26 protein-coding genes are annotated in these 23,458 nt (G+C 65.7%); 13 read left to right on the forward strand and 13 right to left on the reverse strand.

The features are described 5' to 3' along the window. Position 1 precedes the first annotated feature (1 nt). Both U6115_RS10215 and U6115_RS10220 read left to right on the forward strand, forming a co-directional pair. On the forward strand, positions 2 to 1,228 hold the full coding sequence (locus tag U6115_RS10215; protein WP_047237490.1) for a glycosyltransferase family 4 protein: 1,227 nt from the start codon (positions 2 to 4) through the stop codon (positions 1,226 to 1,228). A 46-nt stretch (positions 1,229 to 1,274) separates the two neighbouring features. After that, positions 1,275 to 3,290, forward strand: a complete 2,016-nt coding sequence (locus U6115_RS10220) for a calcium-binding protein (protein ID WP_101527460.1) — start codon at positions 1,275 to 1,277, stop codon at positions 3,288 to 3,290. A 144-nt stretch (positions 3,291 to 3,434) separates the two neighbouring features. Here U6115_RS10220 and U6115_RS10225 read toward each other — a convergent pair whose 3' ends face one another. The 4 genes from U6115_RS10225 to trxB form a co-directional block, all read right to left on the reverse strand. After that, complete coding sequence (locus U6115_RS10225) at positions 3,435 to 4,838, reverse strand: PhoH family protein (RefSeq protein WP_043579021.1); 1,404 nt, start codon at positions 4,836 to 4,838, stop codon at positions 3,435 to 3,437. A 58-nt stretch (positions 4,839 to 4,896) separates the two neighbouring features. Continuing rightward, positions 4,897 to 5,349 carry a peroxiredoxin gene (locus U6115_RS10230; RefSeq protein ID WP_043579025.1) on the reverse strand — a complete coding sequence of 151 codons (453 nt, stop codon included), beginning with the start codon at positions 5,347 to 5,349 and terminating at the stop codon, positions 4,897 to 4,899. Positions 5,350 to 5,427: 78 nt separating this feature from the next. Then, complete coding sequence (locus tag U6115_RS10235) at positions 5,428 to 6,063, reverse strand: Smr/MutS family protein (protein WP_043579026.1); 636 nt, start codon at positions 6,061 to 6,063, stop codon at positions 5,428 to 5,430. Between the two features lie 6 nt (positions 6,064 to 6,069). Then, positions 6,070 to 7,023, reverse strand: coding sequence for a thioredoxin-disulfide reductase (gene trxB, locus U6115_RS10240; protein ID WP_043579028.1), 954 nt, complete (start codon positions 7,021 to 7,023; stop codon positions 6,070 to 6,072). A gap of 123 nt (positions 7,024 to 7,146) precedes the next feature. On the opposite strand from trxB, the gene U6115_RS10245 reads away from it, so the two are divergent. From U6115_RS10245 to U6115_RS10260, 4 genes are all read left to right on the forward strand, one after another. Further along, the gene (locus tag U6115_RS10245) at positions 7,147 to 7,332 is read left to right on the forward strand and encodes a putative motility protein (protein ID WP_043579030.1); all 186 of its coding nucleotides are present in this window, start codon (positions 7,147 to 7,149) and stop codon (positions 7,330 to 7,332) included. Positions 7,333 to 7,629: 297 nt separating this feature from the next. After that, positions 7,630 to 8,157, forward strand: coding sequence for an ester cyclase (locus U6115_RS10250; RefSeq protein ID WP_043579032.1), 528 nt, complete (start codon positions 7,630 to 7,632; stop codon positions 8,155 to 8,157). After that, entirely contained in the window at positions 8,154 to 8,861 is a 708-nt protein-coding gene (locus tag U6115_RS10255; protein WP_043579035.1) for an SDR family oxidoreductase, read from the forward strand. Before U6115_RS10250 ends, U6115_RS10255 begins: the two co-directional genes overlap by 4 nt. A gap of 12 nt (positions 8,862 to 8,873) precedes the next feature. Beyond that, complete coding sequence (locus U6115_RS10260) at positions 8,874 to 9,848, forward strand: polysaccharide deacetylase family protein (RefSeq protein WP_043579037.1); 975 nt, start codon at positions 8,874 to 8,876, stop codon at positions 9,846 to 9,848. Here the strand turns inward: U6115_RS10260 and ampH are convergent. Then, positions 9,845 to 11,140, reverse strand: a complete 1,296-nt coding sequence (gene ampH, locus U6115_RS10265; RefSeq protein ID WP_080770303.1) for a D-alanyl-D-alanine-carboxypeptidase/endopeptidase AmpH — start codon at positions 11,138 to 11,140, stop codon at positions 9,845 to 9,847. The two genes, U6115_RS10260 and ampH, sit on opposite strands and share 4 nt — an antisense overlap. A 173-nt stretch (positions 11,141 to 11,313) precedes the next feature. After that, positions 11,314 to 11,817, reverse strand: coding sequence for a DUF2938 domain-containing protein (locus U6115_RS10270; protein ID WP_047238139.1), 504 nt, complete (start codon positions 11,815 to 11,817; stop codon positions 11,314 to 11,316). Between the two features lie 99 nt (positions 11,818 to 11,916). Between U6115_RS10270 and U6115_RS10275 the strand changes: the two genes are divergently transcribed. Further along, positions 11,917 to 12,567, forward strand: coding sequence for an ArsR/SmtB family transcription factor (locus U6115_RS10275; RefSeq protein ID WP_043579038.1), 651 nt, complete (start codon positions 11,917 to 11,919; stop codon positions 12,565 to 12,567). Between the two features lie 16 nt (positions 12,568 to 12,583). On the opposite strand, the gene U6115_RS10280 is transcribed toward U6115_RS10275, so the two are convergent. From U6115_RS10280 to U6115_RS10295, 4 genes are all read right to left on the reverse strand, one after another. Then, entirely contained in the window at positions 12,584 to 12,928 is a 345-nt protein-coding gene (locus U6115_RS10280) for a hypothetical protein (RefSeq protein ID WP_043579041.1), read from the reverse strand. 15 nt (positions 12,929 to 12,943) lie between these two features. Then, entirely contained in the window at positions 12,944 to 13,354 is a 411-nt protein-coding gene (locus U6115_RS10285) for a nuclear transport factor 2 family protein (RefSeq protein ID WP_043579044.1), read from the reverse strand. A 13-nt stretch (positions 13,355 to 13,367) separates the two neighbouring features. Further along, entirely contained in the window at positions 13,368 to 14,273 is a 906-nt protein-coding gene (locus U6115_RS10290) for a LysR family transcriptional regulator (protein WP_043579047.1), read from the reverse strand. 69 nt (positions 14,274 to 14,342) lie between these two features. Beyond that, positions 14,343 to 16,127 carry an aminopeptidase P family protein gene (locus U6115_RS10295; protein WP_197466034.1) on the reverse strand — a complete coding sequence of 595 codons (1,785 nt, stop codon included), beginning with the start codon at positions 16,125 to 16,127 and terminating at the stop codon, positions 14,343 to 14,345. A 471-nt stretch (positions 16,128 to 16,598) separates the two neighbouring features. On the opposite strand from U6115_RS10295, the gene U6115_RS10300 reads away from it, so the two are divergent. Beyond that, positions 16,599 to 16,727: a hypothetical protein gene (locus tag U6115_RS10300; RefSeq protein WP_255361899.1), complete on the forward strand. Its 129-nt coding sequence runs from the start codon at positions 16,599 to 16,601 to the stop codon at positions 16,725 to 16,727. Between the two features lie 173 nt (positions 16,728 to 16,900). On the opposite strand, the gene U6115_RS10305 is transcribed toward U6115_RS10300, so the two are convergent. Both U6115_RS10305 and U6115_RS10310 read right to left on the reverse strand, forming a co-directional pair. Continuing rightward, positions 16,901 to 17,308 carry a VOC family protein gene (locus U6115_RS10305; RefSeq protein WP_043579054.1) on the reverse strand — a complete coding sequence of 136 codons (408 nt, stop codon included), beginning with the start codon at positions 17,306 to 17,308 and terminating at the stop codon, positions 16,901 to 16,903. After that, the gene (locus U6115_RS10310) at positions 17,305 to 17,898 is read right to left on the reverse strand and encodes a flavodoxin family protein (RefSeq protein WP_043579056.1); all 594 of its coding nucleotides are present in this window, start codon (positions 17,896 to 17,898) and stop codon (positions 17,305 to 17,307) included. Before U6115_RS10310 ends, U6115_RS10305 begins: the two co-directional genes overlap by 4 nt. 75 nt (positions 17,899 to 17,973) lie before the next feature. Here U6115_RS10310 and soxR point away from each other — a divergent pair, with 75 nt between their 5' ends. The 5 genes from soxR to rfbC all read left to right on the forward strand — a co-directional run bounded on the left by soxR (position 17,974) and on the right by rfbC (position 22,210). Further along, a complete protein-coding gene (soxR, locus tag U6115_RS10315; protein WP_043579059.1) occupies positions 17,974 to 18,432 on the forward strand; it encodes a redox-sensitive transcriptional activator SoxR in 459 nt (152 codons plus the stop codon). A gap of 203 nt (positions 18,433 to 18,635) precedes the next feature. Then, positions 18,636 to 19,703 carry a dTDP-glucose 4,6-dehydratase gene (gene rfbB / locus U6115_RS10320; RefSeq protein ID WP_043579064.1) on the forward strand — a complete coding sequence of 356 codons (1,068 nt, stop codon included), beginning with the start codon at positions 18,636 to 18,638 and terminating at the stop codon, positions 19,701 to 19,703. Beyond that, positions 19,700 to 20,614, forward strand: coding sequence for a dTDP-4-dehydrorhamnose reductase (rfbD, locus tag U6115_RS10325; protein WP_043579067.1), 915 nt, complete (start codon positions 19,700 to 19,702; stop codon positions 20,612 to 20,614). The genes rfbB and rfbD overlap by 4 nt, the downstream gene beginning before the upstream one ends. An 89-nt stretch (positions 20,615 to 20,703) precedes the next feature. After that, a complete protein-coding gene (rfbA, locus tag U6115_RS10330) occupies positions 20,704 to 21,591 on the forward strand; it encodes a glucose-1-phosphate thymidylyltransferase RfbA (protein ID WP_043579069.1) in 888 nt (295 codons plus the stop codon). A gap of 67 nt (positions 21,592 to 21,658) precedes the next feature. Next, a complete protein-coding gene (gene rfbC / locus U6115_RS10335; RefSeq protein WP_043579071.1) occupies positions 21,659 to 22,210 on the forward strand; it encodes a dTDP-4-dehydrorhamnose 3,5-epimerase in 552 nt (183 codons plus the stop codon). 65 nt (positions 22,211 to 22,275) lie between these two features. On the opposite strand, the gene U6115_RS10340 is transcribed toward rfbC, so the two are convergent. Then, complete coding sequence (locus U6115_RS10340) at positions 22,276 to 23,454, reverse strand: acetyl-CoA C-acetyltransferase (protein WP_043579073.1); 1,179 nt, start codon at positions 23,452 to 23,454, stop codon at positions 22,276 to 22,278. Positions 23,455 to 23,458 lie beyond the last annotated feature (4 nt).

Below are 23,458 nucleotides of genomic sequence, written 5' to 3' on the forward strand. Positions count from 1 at the left end.
GATGAAGATCCTGCTGATCCACCAGAATTTCCCCGGCCAACTGCGCCACATCGCCGATGATCTGAAAACCCGGCCCGGCATCGACCTGCTGGCGGTGGGGCGGGACACCGCGCCCGGCCTGCAAGGCGTGCGGCTGCTGCGCTACAAGCCGCATCGCCGGCCCAGCCGGGAAACCCATCCCTATCTGATCAGCTACGAGGACGCGGTGCTGCACGGCCAGGCGGTGCTGCGCAGCTTGCAGCCCTTGGCCCATCGCGGCTACCGGCCCGACGTGATCCTCGCCCACCCCGGCTGGGGCGAGACGCTGTTCCTGAAAGACCTGTTTCCGAACGCGCGGCTGATCCACTACTGCGAATTCTTCTACCACGGCCAGGGGGCCGACGCCGATTTCGACCCGGAATTCCCGCTCAGCCTGGATGGCGCGGCGCGGCTGCGCGCCCGCAATGCGCTGCATCTGCTCAATCTGGAAAACTGCGACGCCGGCATCTGCCCCACCCACTGGCAGCACAGCCTGCACCCGGCCGCTTACCGCGCCAAGCTGCGGGTGGCGCACGAGGGCATCCACGCCGAACGGCTGGGCCCGGATCCATCGGCGGCATTGACGCTGCCGAACGGCCGCGAATTGCGCGCCGGGCAGAAGATCGTCACCTACGTCGCGCGCAATCTGGAACCCTACCGCGGCTTCCACATCTTCATGCGCGCGCTGCCGGATTTATTGCGGGCCGAGCCCGATTGCCAAGTGGTGATCGTCGGCGGCGACGGCGTCAGCTACGGCAATGCGCCGGCCGATGCCGCCAACTGGCGGGAGAAGCTGCTGCGGGAAAACCCGGTCGACCCGAACCGGGTGCATTTCCTCGGCAAGGTGCCGTACGAGGTCTACCGCAAGGCGCTGCAGGTGTCGGCGGCGCACGTCTATTTGACCTATCCCTTCGTGCTGTCGTGGAGCCTGCTGGAGGCGATGGCCAGCGGCTGCCGCATCGTGGCGTCGGACACCGCGCCGCTGCGCGAGGTGATCCGCGACGGCGTCAACGGGCATCTGACCAGCTTTTTCGACCAAGAAGCCTTGATCGGGCGGGTGAGGGAGGCTTTGCGCGCGGATGACCCCGCCATGCGCGCGCAGGCGCGGCGGACCGCGGCGCGCTATGGGGTGGAACCGGGGATTGTCGCTTATCGAGATTTGCTGGGCGTGGGGATGCGCGCGGAGCGAACGTTTTCGCATCGAACCTGACCGGCATGATTGCAGTGCGTGAATATTGATAATAAGGAGTTTTCAAATGACAGATTTGTTCCGTGAAATGAGCGCAGGCGAAAGCGATGGCAACGAGACCATCCGCGGTTCGAACAGCCCTGACAGGGAGACCCTGCGCGGCGGCGCGGGCAACGACGTGCTGATCGGCAGCGGTGACGAAACCACGCTGGAAGGCGGCAAGGGCGACGACACGCTGCATGGCGGCAGCCGCAGCAAGGACACCTATGTGTTCAATCTGGGCGACGGCAACGACCTGGTGATCGACGATCACGTGACGGTGGACAGCAGCCGCCAAAGCGAGATCCGCTTCGGCGCAGGCATCGCGCAAAGCGACATCGTCGCGTCGCAAAGCGGCCAGGACCTGCTGCTGCAGCACGTCAACGGCCACGACTCGATCCGGGTGCAAGGCTGGTTCGACTGGCAGCGCCAGCAGGGCACGGTGAAGACGGTGACCTTCGCCGACGGCGGCAGCTGGAGCGCGGGGCAGATCAGCACGGTGGCCGGCGGCCTGTTCCTGGGCAGCGAAGGCGACGACACGCTGACAGGTTCCGGCGCCGAAGGCTACCGCGACACCCTGCGCGGCGGCGCGGGCAACGACGTGCTGATCGGCAGCGGTGACGAAACCACGCTGGAAGGCGGCAAGGGCGACGACACGCTGCATGGCGGCAGCCGCAGCAAGGACACCTATGTGTTCAATCTGGGCGACGGCAACGACCTGGTGATCGACGATCACGTGACGGTGGACAGCAGCCGCCAAAGCGAGATCCGCTTCGGCGCAGGCATCGCGCAAAGCGACATCGTCGCGTCGCAAAGCGGCCAGGACCTGCTGCTGCAGCACGTCAACGGCCACGACTCGATCCGGGTGCAAGGCTGGTTCGACTGGCAGCGCCAGCAGGGCACGGTGAAGACGGTGACCTTCGCCGACGGCGGCAGCTGGAGCGCGGGGCAGATCAGCACGGTGGCCGGCGGCCTGTTCCTGGGCAGCGAAGGCGACGACACGCTGACAGGTTCCGGCGCCGAAGGCTACCGCGACACCCTGCGCGGCGGCGCGGGCAACGACGTGCTGATCGGCAGCGGTGACGAAACCACGCTGGAAGGCGGCAAGGGCGACGACACGCTGCATGGCGGCAGCCGCAGCAAGGACACCTATGTGTTCAATCTGGGCGACGGCAACGACCTGGTGATCGACGATCACGTGACGGTGGACAGCAGCCGCCAAAGCGAGATCCGCTTCGGCGCAGGCATCGCGCAAAGCGACATCGTCGCGTCGCAAAGCGGCCAGGACCTGCTGCTGCAGCACGTCAACGGCCACGACTCGATCCGGGTGCAAGGCTGGTTCGACTGGCAGCGCCAGCAGGGCACGGTGAAGACGGTGACCTTCGCCGACGGCGGCAGCTGGAGCGCGGGGCAGATCAGCACGGTGGCCGGCGGCCTGTTCCTGGGCAGCGAAGGCGACGACACGCTGACAGGTTCCGGCGCCGAAGGCTACCGCGACACCCTGCGCGGCGGCGCGGGCAACGACGTGCTGATCGGCAGCGGTGACGAAACCACGCTGGAAGGCGGCAAGGGCGACGACACGCTGCATGGCGGCAGCCGCAGCAAGGACACCTATGTATTCAATCTGGGCGACGGCAACGACCTGGTGATCGACGATCACGTGACGGTGGACAGCAGCCGCCAAAGCGAGATCCGCTTCGGCGCAGGCATCGCGCAAAGCGACATCGTCGCGTCGCAAAGCGGCCAGGACCTGCTGCTGCAGCACGTCAACGGCCACGACTCGATCCGGGTGCAAGGCTGGTTCGACTGGCAGCGCCAGCAGGGCACGGTGAAGACGGTGACCTTCGCCGACGGCGGCAGCTGGAACGCGGGGCAGCTGGACCAGATGGCGATGAATGCGGCAGCTGGGGTGCCGATGGCTTCGCAGGCGCAGGCGCTGGTCGGCGCGATGGCGGCGTTCAACCCGCCGGCGGCGGGCCAGATGTCGCTGTCGGCCGACTATGCGTCCGAAGCGCCGACCTTGGCGGCATCCGGCTGGAAATAAGCTTGTCGTGAGGTGAACGTCAGCCCCGCCGGCCGCGCCTGCGGGGCTTTTTCATGTTCGGGGGCTTTTCCGGCGAATGGCCGCGGTTACAGGCGCGGCAATGGAAAAGCCCCCAAGCGGGGGCTTTTTCCGGAATCGGAGGGTTTACAGGACTTCGCCGGCGTGGTCGGCCAGCCGCGAGCGCTCGCCGCGCTGCAGCGTGATGTGGGCGGAGTGGTCCCAGCCCTTGAAGCGGTCCACCACATAGGTCAGGCCGGAACTGCCCTCGGTCAGGTAAGGGGTGTCGATCTGGCTGACGTTGCCCAGGCACACCACCTTGGTGCCAGGGCCGGCGCGGGTGATCAGCGTCTTCATCTGCTTCGGCGTCAGGTTCTGCGCCTCGTCGATGATCAGGTACTTGTTGAGGAAGGTGCGGCCGCGCATGAAGTTGAGGCTTTTCACCTTGATGCGGCTGCGGATCAGGTCGCGCGTCGCCGCGCGGCCCCAGTCGCCGCCGTCGTCGTCGCTCTTGTTCAGCACGTCGAGGTTGTCTTCCAGCGCGCCCATCCACGGCGCCATCTTTTCCTCTTCGGTGCCGGGCAGAAAACCGATGTCCTCGCCCACCGGCACGGTGACGCGGGTCATGATGATTTCGCTGTAGATCTTCTGCTCCAGCGTCATCGCCAAGCCGGCCGCCAGCGTCAGCAGCGTCTTGCCGGTACCGGCCTGGCCCAGCAGCGTGACGAAGTCGACATTGGGGTCCATCAGCATGTTGAGCGCGAAGTTCTGCTCGCGGTTGCGGGCGGTGATGCCCCAGACGTTGTTCTTGTTGTGGCTGTAGTCCTTCAGCGTTTCCAGCACCGCGGTCTTGCCTTCCACCTTGATCACCCGCGCCTGGAACGGCTTTTCGCCTTCCTGCCACAGCAGCTGGTTGACGTACAGGTTGGCGCAGTCCGATCCGGACAGCTGGTAGTAGCTGCGGCCGTGGTCCTGCCACGACTTGATGTCCTTGCTGTTGCGTTCCCAGAAGTTCTGGTCGATCTCGCGGGTGCCGGTGTACAGCACGTCGGTGTCTTCCAGCACCTTGTCGTTGAAGTAGTCTTCCGCCTCCAGGCCCAGCGCGCGGGCCTTGATGCGCATGTTGATGTCCTTGGACACCAGGATGACGGAGCGGCCCTGGTAGTGGCTCTTCAGCGCCATCACGATGCCGAGGATCTGGTTGTCGGCCTTGCCCATGGGCAGCGACGAGGGCAGGGTGCCGTTGATGGCCTGGGTCTGCAGGATCAGCCTGCCGCTGGCGGCGTCGCGGCTGGCGTGCTTGAGTGGGATGCCTTCGGTGATCTTCAGCTCCTGGCCGCTGATGATGTCGTCGAGGAAGCGGCTGGCCTGGCGGGCGTTGCGCGCCACTTCGGACATGCCCTTCTTGTGGGTGTCGAGCTCTTCCAGGGTGATGATGGGGATGAACACATCGTGTTCTTCGAAGCGGTACAGACAGGTGGGGTCGTGCAACAGGACGTTGGTGTCCAAAACAAACAGCTTGCACGCGGTGGTCTTTTTGCGGCCGGCCATGATGTGGTCCCCTTGTTCATGTTGTTGCCCGGCCGGCTGGCCGGGCGGGTACAACCGTTTACAGCGTCTTGACGAAGGCCAGCACCTCCGAAGCGTGGCCGGGCACCTTCACGCCGCGCCATTCGCGCGCCACATTGCCATGGGCGTCTATCACGAAGGTGCTGCGCTCGATGCCTCTTACTTGTTTGCCGTACATGTTTTTCATTTTGATGACGCCGAACAGGCTGCAGGCGGTTTCTTCCGCATCCGACAGCAGTTCGAACGGCAGTTCCAGCTTGGCCTTGAAGTTATGGTGGGACTTCAGGCTGTCGCGCGAGATGCCGACGATCTGCGCGCCGGCGGCGGCGAACTCGCCGTGCAGGTCGCGGAAATCCATGCTCTCGTTGGTGCAGCCTGGGGTGTTGTCCTTGGGGTAGAAGTAGATCACCAGCGGTTTGTCGCTGGAGGCAAGCTGAAACTCGGCGCCGGCGGTGCCGGGCAGGGTGAAGTTGGGGCAGGGTGTGCCTGTCATGCATAACTCCTGGTGGTGTGCAGGGGTCCGCCGTGCTTTGAGCTTAGCGGATTCCAGTTGGGATTGTCACGTCATCCTTCAATCGTCGCCATGGCCGTCCGCATGGCTGGGCCGGCGCAGCAGCACCAGCAGCGAGCCGCTGCCGCCCATGCCGCTTTCCGCCTCGCAAAACGCCAGCACGTCCGGATGGTGCTGCAGCCAGCTGCGCACCATTTTTTTCAGCACCGGCGCGCCTTGCGAGCCGAAGCCCTTGCCATGTATCACCCGCACGCATTGGCCGCGCTGTCGGGCGCGGTGCAGGAACAACGCCAGCGCGTCCTGCGCCTGGTAGCGGTCGAGTCCGTGCAGGTCGAGCTGGGCGGCCTGCGGCCAATAGCCCTGGCGCAGCCGCTTGAGGGTGGCGGCCGGCATGCCGGGACGGGCGTATTGGTGCAGTTGGGCCGCCGGCTCGAACCAGCCTATCTGGTGCTGCAGGATTTCCTGGCAGGCGGCGGCGTGCAGCGCGGGGCCCTGGCTGGGCTTGCGCGGGCGCGGACTGGGTTTCGCGGGTTTGGGATGATGGCGGCCGTCGGGCTTCAGCGGCTTGACGTCGCGGAACAGTTGCTTGAAATCCGGCTCTTCGGGCGCTGCGGGCCGCGCCGGGGCCGCCGGGGGAGGGGCGGCCTGGCGCAGCGTCTGGCGAAGACCCTTCAAAGAGTCCTTGAAGGTCTTCACGGCGGCTTACTTCAGGCTGTCGAGGTAGCGCTCGGCATCCAGGGCGGCCTGGCAGCCGGAGGCGGCGCTGGTCACGGCCTGGCGGTAGATATGGTCCTGCACGTCGCCGGCGGCGAATACGCCGTCGATGCTGGTCAGGGTGGCGTTGCCGTCGCGTCCGCCCTTGGTGATCAGGTAGCCGGTGGCGTCCATCTCCAGCTGGCCCTTGAAGATGTCGGTATTGGGCTTGTGGCCGATGGCGATGAAGACGCCGGTCAGCGCCAGCTCTTCGCTGCCGCCGTCGTTCAGCTTGACGCGCACGCCGGTCACGCCGGTGTTGTCGCCCAGCACTTCGTCGAGGGTGGCGTTCAGCTTCAGGCTGATCTTGCCTTCGGCGACGCGGCTCATCAGCTTGTCGACCAGGATCTTTTCGGCGCGGAAGGTGTCGCGGCGATGGATCAGGGTGACGTGCTTGGCGATGTTGGCCAGGTACAGCGCTTCTTCCACGGCGGTGTTGCCGCCGCCTACCACCGCCACGTCCTGGTTGCGGTAGAAGAAGCCGTCGCAGGTGGCGCAGGCGGACACGCCCTTGCCGGAGAAGGCCTCTTCCGACGGCAGGCCTAGGTACTGGGCGGAAGCGCCGGTGGCGATGATCAGCGCGTCGCAGGTGTATTCGCCGGCGTCGCCGACCAGGCGGATCGGCTTCTCGCTCAGGTGGGTGGTGTGGATGTGGTCGAACAGGATTTCGGTGCCGAAGCGTTCGGCGTGCTGCTGGAAGCGCTGCATCAGTTCCGGACCCTGCACACCCTCGGCGTCGGCCGGCCAGTTGTCCACGTCGGTGGTGGTCATCAGCTGGCCGCCCTGGGCCATGCCGGTGATCAGGACCGGTTTCAGATTGGCGCGCGCGGCGTAGACGGCGGCGGTGTAGCCGGCCGGGCCGGAGCCGAGAATCAGCAGAGGGTTGTGACGGGTTGCGCTCATGATGTGTGTTTCCTGTCGTCAAAAGGTGGGGGTTGGCGCACATTCTAGCAGTTTTGCTATGCCGAGAGGCCGGCTTGCGGCTAAACTGCAGGCAGTGACGCATACTATCCGGGAGGTGGGGTTATGGACGCAGTAAGTCAAGTGAGCGCGAACGTCAGCACCAATGCGCAGGCGCTGGTGCTGAAAAAGGCGATGCAGGCCGATTCGCAAACCGCGATGACCCTGCTGCAGGGCGCGGCCGAGTCGTCGGCGCAGATCCAGGCGTCCAATCCGGCGCATCTGGGCAATAACGTGGACGTGCGGGCCTGAGCGGCGCGCAGCCAGTGAGCCGCGCTTGGCGCGCGGGCGATAATTAAGGCGGCCTGTGGGCCGCTTTTTCATGGCTGCCGTACCGGTCCTGGCCGGTTTGCTCGCTTCTTTGCCGGCGTCGCGGCCGTTCTTCCTCAGCCACTCCCCGGCTGGCCGGCGGCGCGTTTGCTCGGCATTTTAAAATTTGGCAATAAAATCCTTTAATTTCCACACCAATTATCAATTCAAACTGATGGTTCAATAATCGATTCCCAAGTGCCGGCGATTGGCCGGCGCTGTCTGACACGAGGAATCGCTATGAACCGTTTGCCCCATATTCTGACCGCAGGCCTGCTGGCGCTGCTGGCTGGCCACGCGGCCGCCGGCGAGGCCTTGCCGCAGCCGCAGCGGGTGTTTTCCGAACGCAACGGCGGCGCCGCGGCGGCGGTGAAGCTGGCCGCCATGCGCTATGCGGCGTTCTGGAACACCGGCGATCCGAGCTATGCCGAGCTGGCGCTGGACCCCGACTTCATCGACCGCACCTTGCCCGCCGGACGCCGCCAGGGCGTGGCCGGCCCCCTGCAGGCGTCGAACGCTTTCCGCGCGGCGGTGCCGGATTTGAAGGTTGAGGTCACAGACATGATCCTGGCCGGCGACCGGGTGTCGCTGCGTCTGCATTTCACCGGGCACTTCACCGGCAAGTTCGGCGACGCGCAAGGGGCCGGACAGGCGGTGGATTTCCAGGCCTTCGACCTGTACCGGGTGAAGAACGGCCGCATCGCGGAAAACTGGCATCTGGAAGACAACCTGACCCTGCTCAAGCAACTGGGAGTGGTGAAGCCATGAGCCTGAACGCGGATTTTCTGCGGCAACGCAGTGTGGTGGTGGTGGGCGGCGGCTCCGGCATAGGCCGGGCGGTGGCGCAGGAGGCGGCCGACGCCGGCGCCCAGGTGTATGTGCTGGGGCGTTCGCCGACGGCCAGCGGCCCATGGCAGTCGCTGCGGGCTGATGTCACCGACAGCGCCAGCCTGGACGCGGCCTTCGCCGAAATCGGCCGCATCGACCACCTGGTGCTGACCGCCGGCGCGCGGGTGGGGTCGCCCACGCTGGCGGCGGTGGAGTGGGCGGATTTCGAGCGGACTTTCAATGTGAAGCTGTTCGGCGCCGTGCTGGCGGTGCGCCAGGCGCTGCCCTACCTGGCGGCCGATGCCTCGGTGACCTTCACCTCTGGGCTGCTGTCGCGCAAATACGGCGCCGGCGGCTTGCTGAAAAGCACGGTCAACGCCGCGCTGGAGGCGGCGGCGAAGAATCTGGCCAAGGAACTGGCGCCGCGCCGCGTCAACGTGGTGAGCCCCGGCGTGGTGGACACCGAGCTGTGGGGGCCGGACGGCGCGGAAAGCCGCCAGGCGGCGATGGCGCGCATCGGCGCGGGCCTGCCGCTGGGGAGGGTGGGGCGGCCGCAGGATCTGGCTCAGGCCTATCTGTTCGCGATGGGCAACGCCTTTCTCACCGGCGCGGTGCTGGATGTGGACGGCGGCGGCTTGCTATAGGCGGAGCCGGCGATGAGCAACGATTTTTCAATCAACCGCCGCCAGTTCCTGGCCAGCGCGTCGGCCGGCAGCGTCGGCCTGTTGCTGGCGCACGGCGACGCGCTGGCGGCAAATGGAGCGAGCAAGAACATGACGCAACTTGAAAGCGGCAAAACGGGTTTCTGGCCCGGAGACGCCAGACTGGTGATTTCCATTTCCATGCAGTTCGAAGCCGGCGCGCAGCCGGAGCGCGGCGCCAGCGGGCCGTTCCCGCCGCTGGACCCGAAATACGCCGATTTGCCGATGCAAAGCTGGTACGACTACGGCGTGAAGGAGGGCATCCCGCGCCTGCTGGACCTGTGGGACCGCACCGGGGTGAAGGTGACTTCGCACATGGTGGGACAGGCGGTGGACCGCAATCCGCAGCTGGCAAAGGAGATCGTGGCGCGCGGCCACGAGGCCGCCGGCCATGGCCAGACCTGGGAGCCGCAGTATTCGATGACGCCGCAGCAGGAGCGCGACGCCTATCGCGCCAGCATCGCCAGCATCGAACGCGCCACCGGCACCCGTCCGACAGGCTTCAACGCCTTCTGGCTGCGCGGCACGCCCAATACGCTGGGCATCCTGCAGGAACTGGGCTTCGTCTATCACATCGACAACGTCAGCCGCGACGAGCCGTTCACGGTGCCGGTGAACGGCAAGCCCTTCGTGGTGGTGCCGTACACGCTGCGCAACAACGACATCGTCCGCTACGATTCGCCGGCGCTGAGCAACGAGGCCTACCTGGCGGACCTGAAGGCCGAATTCGACCTGCTGTACCGCGAGGCCGGCCAGCGCCGCCGGATGATGTCGATCAGCACGCATGACCGCATTTCCGGCAGCCCGGCGCGGGTCAAGGTGCTGGAGGACTTCATCCGCTATGCGCAGGGGCATGACGGCGTTCGCTTCATGCGCAAGGACGAGATCGCCCGCTTCGCGCAGCGGGCCTCCGGAGTGCCGGCGTTCTAGCTATTGGCCGGTTTGTGTTTCTTGTGAGTCTTTTTGCCGGCCGCCGCCTTGCGCGCGGCCGGTTTTGCGTGGGCAGCGGCTTTGCGGGCGGTCGGCTTGCTAACCGCCGCCTTGTGGGCTGCGGGTTTGTGGGCGGCGACCGGCTTGGGCGCAACCAGCGCGGCGGGCTGGTAGCCGCTTAATTCCGCCACCAGCTTGTTCGCGCCGCCGCTCATATTGTGGTAGTGGGTGCCGCCGCTGCGGGTGAGCGCCACCCATACCGCCACGTCATGCTTGGGCGCGATGGCGACGTAGCCGATGAAGCCGCCGCCGCCCGCCGTCTTCTGGATGATTTCCGGCGCGTCCGGCTTTTCCTGCATCCGGATCCAGCCCAGGCCCAGTTCGTCAGCCTGGCCCGCCACATCCATGCCGCGCAGGCTGCGCAGGTTGTCGCGTTTGAAGTACATGCGGAACATCTGGTCGCGCAGTTGCTTGCGCGCGGCGTCCTGCGGGTAGACCAGGTCTTGCAGCCAGCGTTGCATGTCGCGCGGGGTGGAGTAGATGCCGCCGCTGCCGCTGGCCGCGGTGGTGTTGACGCAGGGGCTGGCGCCGAAGCCTTCCAGCAGCCGCGCGCATTGGGCGGCGGTCGGGTTCAGCGTGGTGTCCTTCATGCCCAGCGGCGCGGTGATCTTGTCGCGCAGCAGCGCCGCGTAAGGCCGGCCGGTGGCCACGGCCAGCGCGTCGGCCAGGAAATCGAACGCCAGATTGGAATACTGCGCTTTCTCGCCGGCGGCGAAGCGGGCCTTGCTGGCGCTCAGCCAGCTCCAGCGCTGCTGCTGGTCGGGCCAGACGAATACCGGCGTGTCCTGCGGCTTGCTGCCCGGCATCTCGCGCGGAAAGCCGCTGGTATGGGTGGCCAGGTTGAGCAGGGTGATGGATTGGCCTGCTTGCGGCAGCGCCATGCCTTGGGGAGCGTATTTTTGCAGCGGGTCGTCCAGCTTGACGCGGTTTTCCAGCGCCAATGACGACAGCACTTCACCGGTCATGGTTTTGCTGATGCTGGCGATGCGCAGCAGCGAATCGGCATCGGGTTTCTGGCGGCTGCCGGGACGGGTCTGGCCGTAGAAGCGCTGCAGGGTTTGTTTCTTGTCGACCACCACCATCACCATGCCGACGGCCCGGCTGTCGCGGAATATCTGGCTGCCGTAGCGGTCAACCTGCTGTTCGGCGGTTTGCGGTTCGGCTTGCGCGGCGGCGAGGCCGGCGATAGGGGCTGAGGCTAGGCTCAGTCCCAGCAAAAACATGTTTTTCATTCTTGTTCTGTCCTGGCTGTATTGAGAAGCAGTCTGCTCGGAATCGACGATTGGCATGCATTTTATTCAGTTTGCGCCCGCCTAGTACACTGTTTAATCCAAGAGGGCGGATCTGGTTGACAGGGCGGCGAAAGACGCCGCCCGGACTACCGATTCGTCGACCGCCAGAAGTCTCAAAACGGCGCCAGCGCGCAGAGCATGCCGGCCGACGCGTACAGGCCGATGCCGAAGGACATGTGGGCCGACAGGCTGCGCAGACGGGCGGCATTCGGCTGCGGCGTGTTGCGGGCGGCCAGCCCGGCGCCCATGCCTGGCTGCAGGATGAGGAAGGGGGCGGCCAGCGTCAGCGCGCCGGTCAGCAAGGCGGGCGCCAGGGTGGGGCGGCGCGCCCACTCCGGGCCGGCAACGGCCAGCAGCAGCGCGGCGAAGAGGATGCCTATCAGGTAGTGCACGCTCCAGCCCAGCCAGGCTTCGCCGCGTATCGGCGCCGCCTTGGCGATGCTGGGATGGCTGAGCTTGCCGCGTGCCAGATGGCCAATCCAGCGGCCGACCAGCGCGTAGTCTAGCGAGGGCGTGGCCAGCAGGCGGTTTTGCAGCCAGGCCCAGCCATCCATCAGCAAAGTGGCGCCGATGCCGATCGGCACGGCCCAACGCAGCGATTCCAGTCCGATATCCATGAGATGAGCTCCTTGAGGCGGTTTGATGGCGGGGTAGGGGAAAATTGGATAATATTCAATTGAAAAATTGAATGATGATATTTCAATGGAGTGATGTCAATGAGCGATGGAGATATCCAGGGCCGGATGTTCGATGAATTCGCCGAGCTGGCGCGCACGCTGGGCAATGCCCACCGCCTGCTGCTGCTGGAGCATGCAGCCCAGGGCGAGCGGCCGGTGGAGCGGCTGGCGCAACTGGCGGGATTGACGGTGGCCAATGCTTCGCAGCACTTGCAGCAGCTGAAGCGGGCAGGCCTGGTGGCGTCGCGGCGCGATGGCAAGCATGTGCTTTACCGGCTGGGCGACGGCCCGGTGGTCAATCTGCTGGATGCCTTGCGGCAGTGCGCGGAACATCGGCGCCGCGAAATGGGCCGCTTGTCCGCCGGAGCGGATGGCGCGGAGGCAGTATCGCGCGAGGCGTTGCTGGAGAGGCTGCGCGATGGCGACGCGCTGCTGCTGGACGTGCGGCCGGCCGACGAATACGCGCAAGGCCATCTGCCCGGCGCGCTGAACATCCCGCTGGAGATGCTGCCGCAGCGCTTGGCCGAACTGCCGGCCGGGCTGGAAGTCATCGCCTATTGCCGCGGGCCGTTTTGCGCGCTTTCCGTCCAGGCGGTGGCGGCCTTGCGGGCAGGCGGGCTGGCCGCGAGGCGTTTGGCGGATGGTTTTCCCGACTGGAAGGCGGCCGGCCTGCCGGTGGAAATGTCGTGAAGCCCGGCCGCGGCGCTCAGGGCAAGGAGGCGCCGCATTGCGAGCAATGGCGCGGACGGGAGAAGCCGCGGCTGTGTTGGGTGGCGCCGCAGGCGTCGCAGAAGCGGGTGTTGCGCAGATTGAGGAAGGTGATCAGCGCCAGAAACGGGAGGAAGATGGCGAATTCGCTCGCTTGCGCGCCCTGATGCCAAGCGAACAGGCAGAACAGCAATGGCGCGGCGATCATCACGATCCGCGAGACTTTTCTTTTCAGTTTCGCGTTGCGGGACAGCGTGGAGAACGCGAGGCCTCCAATCGCCATGGCGATCCAGACGGTCATGAAAATCGTGTTGAAGGCAGAGGGGGACGAGGCGTGTTGCATGCGAATTTCAGGGTTTCAAAAGTTTGTGGGCGCCGCGCAGGCCGGGGTGCCCTGATGGAAGGCCAGCCGCCAGGCGCCGTTCACCCGTTTCCAGATCGAACTGCGCAGCGCGTGCCCGCTCAGCGCGCCATCCGCTTGGGCATGGGCGGAGCGGTAGGTGAGCAATGCGATGTCTTCGGCCAGCAGGGTCAGCCGGTAATCGGACGAGTGGGTCGCGGCGGAGGCATCGGGATTTTCGCGCAGCAGCGCGGCGATGATGGCGGCTTTGTCGTATTGGCGGCCGGAGCGGCCGATTTCGCGGAAGTCGTCGTCCAGCCAGTGTTCCAGCAGCGCGGCGTCGGCGCGGGCGGCGGGCTGGTGCAAGGTCTGTTCCATCTGCTGCAGCAGCGGCAGCAGATTGCCCGTAGCGAGAAACGATGGCGTCATGTAAATGATTTTGTCATTTTTGCGTGGTGCCGGCAAATGTTTCCAGCAGATGGTCTATCAGCCGGCGGATGCGCGCCGGCTGCAGCCGCTGGCCTGGGTAGAGCAGGTGCAGCGGCGCCTGTTCGGTGAAGTAGTCGTCCAGCACAGTCGCCAGCCGGCCGGCGCGCAGGTCCGGCTCGATGTCCAGCTGCGACTTGTAGGCGAAGCCGTGGCCTTGCACCGCCCAGCGGCGGATCACTTCGCCATCGTTGCTCTGGCGCGCGCGTTCCAGCCGCAGGACGCGGGCCTCGCCGCGCTCGCGGTAGCGCCATTCGTTCATCGGCCCGTGCCCGGTGGCGAGCGTTAGGGTGGGGAGGCTGGCCAGTTGCCGCGGATGGGCCGGCGCGCCCAGTCGCGCGAGCAGGCCTGGCGCGGCGCAGACCACGCGGCGGCTGGCGGCCAGCTCGCGCGCCACCAGGCTGCTGTCGGCCGGCTTGCCGTAGCGTATCGCCAGGTCCACGTCTTCGCCTATCAGGTCTACCGGGGTGTCGTCGAGCGACAGCGAAAAATACACGCCCGGATGTTCCGCGCCGAAGCGGTCCAGGCAATCCAGCAGCCGATTGCGGCCCAGGTCGGACGGCGCCGACAGCCGGATCGCGCCGCTCAGCGCCTGCTGTTCCTGCTGCAGCCGGCTTTCCCCTTCTTCCAGCAGCTCCAGCGCCTGCCGGCAATAGGCGCGGTAGGTGTCGCCGGCTTCGGTCAGTTTCAGCTGCCGGGTGGTGCGCTGGAACAGCCGGACGTTCAGCGCGGCTTCCATCCGCTGGATGCAGGCGCTGGCGGCGGCCGGAGACAGGCCGTGCTTGCGGCCGGCGGCGGAAAAGCTGCCCAGCTGGGCAGCGTCGAGAAACAGGCGCAGGTCGTTGAGTCGGTCAAACGGCATAGGGGCTTTCTGGAAAACAAAACAGGCCATGCCCACGGGGGGCATGGCCTGCGCGGGTCAACCCGCAGTTTACAGCGCTTCGGTGTTGGCCAGCAGCCAGTCGCGCGCCGCGCCGTCCACCAGCGGCAGCAGCCGCGCGCGCACTTCGGCGTGGTAGCCGTTCAGCCAGTCGATTTCCGGCTGGGTCAGCAGCGAGCGCTCGATGCAGCGGCGGTCTATCGGGCACAGCGTCAGCGTTTCGAATTTCAGGAAGTCGCCGAACTGGTTCTTTTCCGACGCCACGTTCAGCACCAGGTTTTCGATGCGCACGCCCCACTGGCCATCGCGGTACACGCCCGGCTCGATCGAGGTGATCATGCCTTCCCGCATCGCCATATGCGGCTCCGGCACCGCGCGCGAAATGCTCTGCGGGCCTTCGTGCACATTGAGGAAATAGCCGACGCCGTGGCCGGTGCCGTGGCCGAAGTCGATATCGTGCTGCCACAGCGGCGCGCGCGCCAGCGCGTCCAGCATCGGCGACAGCGTGCCGCGCGGGAAGTGGGCCATCGACAGCGCCATCGTGCCCTTCAGCACCAGGGTGAAGTCGCGCTTCTGCGCGGCGGACGGCGCGCCGACTGCCACTACGCGGGTGATGTCGGTGGTGCCGCCCAGGTACTGGCCTCCGGAGTCGATCAGCAGCAGGCCGTCGCCTTTGATCTCGCTGTGCGCTTCCGGGGTGGCGTGGTAGTGCGGCAGCGCGCCATTGGCGTTGAAGCCGGCGATGGTGCCGAAGCTGGGCGAAACGAAGCCGGGCCGGCGCGCGCGCGCGGCGGTGATCTCTTCGTCTATGGTCAGCTCGGTGATGCGGCTCTGGTTGACGTTGGCTTCGAACCAGGCGAAGAACTCGCACAGCGCGGCGCCGTCCTGCTCCATGGCTTTGCGCACATGGGCGGCTTCGGCGGCGGTTTTCTGCGATTTCATCAGCGTGCTGGGGTTGATCGCCTCGATCACCTTGACGCCGTCCGCCACCGCCTGGCGCAGGCCCAGCGTGACGCGGCGGGGGTCGATCAGCAGCGCGCCGCCGGCCAGCGCGGCGAGCGCTGGTTTGGCTGCGGCGTAATCGGCGACGCGGACGCCGTCGGCCGCCAACTGGGCGGCGAGGGCTGCGTCTACCTTGCCCGGCGCGACGAACAGCGTGGCGCGGTCGGCTTCGATCAGCGCGTGGCTGATGAACACCGGGTTGTAATTGACGTCGGCGCCGCGCAGGTTGAACAGCCAGGCGATGTCGTCCAGCGTGGAAATGAAGTGGCGCTCTGCGCCGGTCTGGCGCATGGCTTCGCGGACGCGGGCCAGCTTGTCGGCGCGGCTTTGCGGCGCGAAGGCGGCCTCATGCTGGTAGACGGCGGCGTCCGGCAGCGGCGCGCGCTGCGGATCGACGGCGTCGATCAGGTCGATATCGGTGCGCAGCTGGATGCCGCGCGGCGCCAGCGCGGCTTGCAGCGCCTTGGCGGCGGCCAGGCCCAGCACGTCGCCGTCCACCGCCAGCGTCTGGCCGGCTTGCAGCGTGTCGGCCAGCCATTGCAGATGCTGGCTGCTGGCGGCCGTGTCTATCTTCATCAGTTGCACGCCGCTGCCGGCCAGCTCCTGTTCCGCCTGCACCCAGTAGCGGCCGTCGGCCCAGACCCCGGCTAAGTCGGCGGTGACGATCAGCGTGCCCATCGAACCAGTGAAGCCCGACAGCCAGCGGCGCGCCTGCCAGCGCTTGGGCAGGTATTCAGAAAGATGGGGGTCGGACGAGGGCACCAGGCAGGCGTCGACGCCGGCGTTGCGCATGGCGGCGCGCAAGGAGGCGATGCGTTGCGGAACGGTGTCCAGCTGCGGGGTTGCGAGGGTGTTCATGCCAGCTCCGGAAGAAAGATTGCATGCATTCTGTTAGCAATGGAAAGGCCGCGCAAGTGGATGAGAATGGCTCATGGCTGCCATGTCCAGTCCATCGGCGCGGCCGGGGCGAATCCGGCGCCGGATCAGCGCGGTTTCAGACGGCGCAGCCCGGGGCGGCCGGCGAGATTGCACAGGTGGACGAAGTGGGACAGGAAATGTTTCATGCTGGCGGCTCCAGGGCTAGACATGCCGCCTTGACGGAGGGGCGGCGGCGGTTCATCGATTTGCGCGGATAATGATAAAGGCATTTTGTCGGTTTGGGAGGTTTTGCGTTTTGAGCGCTGTTTGATTTCCGTCAACGGCCATGCCGCGCGGATGCTGGAATGCGTCCCGCCATCCATCGGCAATCGGACTATACTGTGGCTGGTATCGGGCGTTCCCGATGCTCACCAATTGGAGCGGATCATGAGCAAATCAAGACACAGCACCAAGGAAGCCAAGAAACAACCCCTGATGTCGCCGAAGGAGAAACGCGCGGCCAAGCATCAGAAAAAGCACGCGCCGGATGGCACCCCCATCATTGTTCCCCACTAGCCGGGGCGCGTCCGGCCCGTCCGGCTGGCGTTGCCGCCTGGCTTGAAGCGCGATAACCGCCGCTTTTCCTCTGGCTCTCTGTCGAGCCGAATCGTCCGGTTCATGGCCGGCATGAGAAACAAACCTCCTGGTCCATGCGGCGGGAGGTTTTTTCATGCGCGGCCGGCCGGATGTCAGGGGCAGGCCCGCAATCTTTGCGCCAGCGCGGCGTAGTCGTTGCAGGTGATTTCGTAGCCGTTGCCATCGGGGTCGGCAAAGTAGATCGACCAGGAAACGGCGTGGTCGGCCAGCTCCGGAGCGTGGCCCAGCGCTTGCTTCAAGTGGCGGCGCCAAGCCTGGAAGGCGTCGGCTTCGACCTCAAGCGCCACGGCAGGCTGTTTGCCGGCGCCGCCGCGCTCGAACAGCGCGATCTTCACTGTGCGCTCGCGGTTGGCCAGGGTGAGCGGGCCGCCGTCGGCGTCCCAGAACGCCAGTTCCGGAATGCGCTCGAAACCGAGCACGCGTCGATACCAGGCTTCCGCCTGCTCGCGGTCGCTCACATGGACATGGATGTGGTCTATCCGTTGGATGGCAGGCGTCATGGCGCGTTCTCTTCAAGCAAGGCGTTGCGGCGGAGGCGATCGGCGACGCGGGCCGCCCGCGCGCCAAGATGGCGGGCGGTGGCCAGGTCGGCGGGGTGCAGCGAACCATCCGCGGAGTGGGCGCACAGGCCCAGTTGGCAGCCCAGGCGGTTGAGATCGTCTATATGTTTGCCGCCGGGAAGGTCCAAGCCACACCATAGCATGCCGTGTTGGGCGGCCAGCGTTGCGAAATAGGACAGCGTGCCTTGTTGGTCGCCGTTCAGGCTGCTGCCGATGGTGAAGCCGGCCGCGACCTTGTCGGTCCAGGGCTGGCCGCGCCAATATGCGCTGCCAGCGTCGGCGAACGCCTTGAACTGAGCGGCGGGGCCGCCCATATAGGTGGGGCTGCCGAAGATGACGGCATCCGCTCGCCGCAGCGATTCGGCCGATGCGGCCATCGCGGGCGGCGCGTAGCGGCCGTCGACGATGTGCCGCGGCTCCAGCCGCAGCAGGCTGGCGCCGCCGTATGCCGCGGCGCCGTCGCGTATCGCGCATGCCAGTTGGTGGGTGCTGCCTTCGGCTGAGAAATAGACAATCAAAGTGTGGGCCATGTCCGATCGATTCTTGAGTGGTATGATGCGCATTCAGCATAAAAGTTAAAGTTAACTTTAAGTCAAGGAGCGGGCATGTCTGCGAATTGGATAGGGATAGGCGCGCTGGCGAAACGTTCGGGCGTGGCGGCCAGCGCCTTGCGCTTTTACGAGGCGAAAGGCTTGATTCAAAGTGTGGGAGAGGCGGGGCAGCCCAGGCGTTTCCACAAGGATGTCCTGCGTCGGGTCTCCTTCATCCGCATTGCCCAGACGCTGGGTTTGAGCCTGCAGGACATCGGCGAGGCGCTGGCGGGGCTGCCGCGGCAGCGGACGCCCACCGCGGAAGACTGGGCGCGTTTGTCCTCGGCCTGGCGGCCTATGCTGCAAGCCCGCATCGATACGTTGTGCCAATTGCGTGATCAATTGGACAGTTGCATAGGCTGCGGCTGCCTATCGCTGCGAAAGTGCAAATTGAATAATCCCGCCGACCACGCGGCCCGTTTGGGCGATGGCCCCCGTTTCCTGCTGGGCGATGCGCCTGTTGACACGGCTTGAGCGCCTTGTTCCTTACGCAAGGCCTCACGGCGTCGTCAGGAAATGGCATACTTGGGGCGCGCGCGCCAAACCGCGCATTCGACGAGGCTCGTCGGGCGCCGGCCATTCCCCGACTGGGCGGAGTCAAGCGGCGCGCTTGCATGGATAATGCGGTTCGCGGGCAATCGCGGGCCTGGAAACTTGATTAAAAACGGAATGCCATAATGACAATTATTGTGACGGGCGGCGCGGGCTTCATCGGCGCCAACTTTGTTCTCGACTGGTTGGCCGGCAGCGATGAGCAGGTTGTCAATCTGGATGCGCTGACCTACGCGGGCAATCTCGAAACTCTGGCATCGCTGAAGCATGACCGCCGGCATGTGTTTGCGCACGGCGATATCGGCGATCGGGCGTTGGTGGACCGGTTGCTGAGCGAGCATCAGCCGCGCGCGGTGATCAATTTCGCCGCGGAAAGCCATGTCGATCGTTCCATCCATGGCCCTGGCGATTTCATCCATACCAATGTGGTCGGCACTTTCAATCTGCTGGAGAGCGTGCGCGGCTACTGGAACGGCCTGCCGGAAGCTGCCGCCAAGGCCTTCCGCTTCTTGCACGTCTCCACCGACGAAGTCTATGGCACGTTGTCCGAACAGGAGCCGCCGTTTGCGGAAACCCGGCGCTACGAACCCAACAGCCCGTATTCGGCGAGCAAGGCCGCCAGCGACCACCTGGTGCGCGCCTGGCACCATACCTATGGCTTGCCGGTGCTGACCACCAATTGCAGCAATAATTACGGCCCCTATCATTTCCCTGAAAAACTGATCCCGCTGGTCATCCTCAATGCGTTGGCGGGCAAGGCGCTGCCGATCTATGGCGATGGCTTGCAGGTGCGGGACTGGCTGTACGTGAAAGACCATTGCAGCGCGATCCGCCGGGTGCTGGAGGCCGGCAGGCCCGGCGAAACCTACAATGTCGGCGGCTGGAACGAAAAACCCAATATCGACGTGGTGCGGACCATCTGCGCGATCCTGGATGAAATGCGGCCCAAAGTCGGCGGCGGCTCCTATGCCGATCAGATCAGCCATGTGCAGGATCGTCCCGGCCATGACCGCCGCTACGCGATCGATGCGCGCAAACTGGAAAAGGAGCTGGGCTGGAAACCGGCGGAGACGTTTGAGACCGGCATCCGTAAAACTGTGCGCTGGTATCTGGATAATCAGGACTGGGTGGCAAACGTAAGCAGCGGCGCTTATCGCGAATGGTTGGCCAAGCAATACGAGGCTCAAGCATGACGCGCGTGCTGCTGACTGGGGCGGATGGCCAGGTGGGATTCGAATTGCGCCGGGCGCTGGCTCCGCTTGGCGAGGTGACGGCCTGCGGCCGCGCGCAGATGGATCTGGCCGACGAGGCCGCCATTCTCGCCGTCCTGGACGCCGCCAAGCCCGATATCATCGTCAATCCCGCCGCCTATACCGCGGTGGACAAGGCGGAAACCGATCGGGATGCCGCCTTCGCCGTCAATGCCGCCGCGCCCGGGGTGCTGGCGCGCTGGGCCGCCGCCAATGGCGCGCTGCTGATCCATTATTCTACCGACTACGTGTTTGCCGGGGACAAGCCGGCGCCGTACCGCGAAGACGACGAAACCGGCCCGCAGTCGGTGTACGGCGCCAGCAAATTGGCTGGAGAGCAGGCGGTGCGCGCCGCCGGGGCGCGCCATTTGATCCTGCGCACCTCGTGGGTGTTCGGCGCGCATGGCGGCAACTTTCTGAAAACCATGCTGCGGCTGGCGCAAGAGCGCGACGCGCTGAAGGTGGTGGGCGACCAGTTCGGCGCGCCGACCTGCGCCGCCTTGATCGCCGACGTGACGGCGCAGCTGATTGCCCGTTATCATGCGCGGCCCGAAAATTTCGCGGATGGCACTTACCACCTGGCGGCGCAGGGCGAAACCAGCTGGCACGGCTATGCCCAGCGCGTGATCCGCCGGGCCGGGGAGCGGGGATTCCCGCTGCGGCTGACGGCGGACGCTATCCAGGCGATAGGCAGCGACCAATACCCGTTGCCGGCCAAACGGCCGGCTAATTCCCGGTTGGATTGCGGCAAACTGATGCGCGCCTTCTCCCTGGCGCTGCCCAGGTGGGAGGATGGTGTGGATGGCGTGGTCGATCAGCTTTACGCGTTGTCGCAAGCCGAAGGGGCCGTCTGATCTTGGAATGGGGGCGCGGGCCCTGCCTTTGAGGGGTGGGCTTGTGTGATTGAATCTATCTCGCGGCATGACAGGACATCATTCGAACAATGACCCAAGCACGTAAAGGCATCATTCTGGCAGGCGGTTCCGGCACCCGCCTGTATCCGGCCACCCTGGCGGTCAGCAAGCAATTGCTGCCTATCTACGACAAGCCGATGATCTACTATCCCTTGTCCACCCTGATGCTGGCCGGCATCCGCGACATCCTCATCATCTCGACGCCGCAGGACACGCCGCGCTTCCAATTGCTGCTGGGCGACGGCAGCCGCTGGGGGCTCAATCTGCAATATGAGGTGCAGCCCAGTCCGGATGGCCTGGCGCAGGCCTTCATCATCGGCGAGGCGTTCCTGGCGGGCGCGCCGTCGGCGCTGGTGCTGGGCGACAACATCTTCTACGGCCATGATTTCGCCAAATTGCTGACCGAGGCCAGCAGCCAAACCGCGGGCGCGTCGGTGTTCGCCTACCATGTGCAGGACCCGGAGCGCTACGGGGTGGTGGAGTTCGACGCCGCCGGCGTGGCGCGTTCCATCGAGGAAAAGCCGGCGCTGCCCAAGTCGAATTATGCGGTGACCGGCCTGTATTTTTACGATTCGCAGGTGGTGGAGATCGCCAAGTCCATCCAGCCCTCTGCGCGCGGCGAATTGGAAATCACCGACGTCAACAATGTTTACCTGCAGCAAGGCTTGCTGAACGTGCAAACCATGGGCCGCGGCTACGCCTGGCTGGATACCGGAACGCACGAATCCTTGCTGGATGCCAGCCAGTACATCGCCACCATCGAGCGGCGGCAGGGCCTGAAAGTGGCCTGTCTGGAGGAGATCGCCTACCGTTCGGGCTGGATAGACGACGAACAGATCGTGCGCCTGGCCACGCCGCTGAAAAAGAATGGCTACGGCCAGTACCTGCTGGCCATGATAGGCGCGAAAAATTCTTGAATCCCAGCGCGAAGGTTTCGCCCGCGGAGCGGGGACCGTCGCCAGTCATTTGCGAGGCCAGGGGCCGATGAAAGTAATCGATACGAGCATTCCGGATGTGAAAATCATCGAGCCGACGGTCTTCGGCGATGAGCGGGGCTTTTTTTTCGAAAGCTTCAATCTGAAGCGGTTTGAGGAAGGCATAGGCCGCGCGGTGGATTTCGTGCAGGACAACCACAGCAAGTCCGCCAAGGGCGTGCTGCGCGGCCTGCATTATCAATTGCCGCCTTACGCCCAAGGCAAGCTGGTGCGGGTGGTGGCGGGCGAGGTTTACGACGTGGCGGTGGACATCCGCAAGTCCTCTCCAACCTTCGGCCAGTGGGTGGGCGTGGTGCTGAGCGCCGAGAACAAGCGGCAGTTCTGGATTCCCGAAGGCTTCGCCCACGGTTTCCTGACGCTTAGCGATGAGGCGGAGTTCGTGTACAAGGCCACCAACTACTACATGCCGCAATACGACCGCGGCATCTTGTGGTCCGACGCGTCGCTCGGCATCGACTGGCCGGCTGCGGGGGAGCTTAACCTGTCGGCCAAGGACAAGGCCCAGCCTCTGCTCGAGGCCGCGGAAGTGTTCCTGTCCTGAGCGCAGCCGGGGAAAAATAAAACCGCCTGGGTTGCCAGGCGGTTTTTTTGGCGCGACTGAGCGGCTTACGGACGCTCTACCGCCAGCGCCACGCCCATGCCGCCGCCTATGCACAGCGTGGCCAGGCCCTTCTTGGCGCCGCGGCGCTGCATTTCGTGCAGCAGGGTCACCAGCACGCGGCAGCCGGAGGCACCGATCGGGTGGCCCAGCGCGATGGCGCCGCCGTTGACGTTGACCTTGTCCGAACCCCAGCCCAGCTCTTTGGCCACGCCCAGCGCCTGGGCGGCGAAGGCTTCGTTGGCTTCCACCAGGTCCAGTTGCTCGACGGTCCAGCCCGCCTTGGCCAGCGCCTTGCGGGTGGCCGATACCGGGCCGATGCCCATGATTTCCGGTTCGCAGCCGGTCAGCGCGTAGCCCTTGACGATGGCCAGCGGCTTCAGGCCCAGCTGGTCGGCCTTTTGGGTGGACATCAAGAGCACGGCCGCGGCGCCGTCGTTGATGCCGGAGGCGTTGCCGGCGGTGACGGTGCCGTCTTTCTTGAAGGCGGCGCGCAGCTTGGCCAGGCCTTCCGCGCTGGCGTCATGCTTGATGAACTCGTCGGCGTCGAAGGCCAGCGGGTCGCCCTTGCGCTGCGGCACCAGCACCGGGACGATCTCGTCCTGGAACTTGCCGGCTTTCTGCGCGGCCGCGGCGCGCTGCTGCGATTGCAGCGCGAAGGCGTCCTGCTCTTCGCGGCCGATGCCGTACTTGGCGGCCACGTTCTCGGCGGTGATGCCCATGTGGTAGGCGTTGTAGGCGTCGGTCAGGCCGTCGTTGACCATGGTGTCCACCAGCTGGGCGTTGCCCATGCGGAAACCGTCGCGGGAGCCCGGCAGGATGTGCGGCGACAGCGACATGCTTTCCTGGCCGCCGGCGATGACGATTTCGGAGTCGCCGGCCAGGATGGCCTGGGCCGCCAGGTGCACGGCGCGCAGGCCGGAGCCGCATACCACGTTCAGCGTGGTGGCCGGGGTGGTGACCGGCAGGCCGGCCTTGATCAGCGCCTGGCGCGCCGGGTTCTGGCCGCTGCCGGCGGTCAGCACCTGGCCCAGGATCACTTCGCTGACGTCTTCCGGTTTGACGCCGGTTTTCTCCAGCAGCGCTTTGATCACGGTTGCGCCCAGTTCCGGGGCCGGGATCTTGGCCAGCGAGCCGCCGAAACTGCCGACCGCGGTGCGTTGCGCTGCTACGATTGCGACTTCCATGTCT

This window comes from Chromobacterium subtsugae (assembly GCF_035919665.1).
GTDB lineage: Bacteria > Pseudomonadota > Gammaproteobacteria > Burkholderiales > Chromobacteriaceae > Chromobacterium > Chromobacterium subtsugae.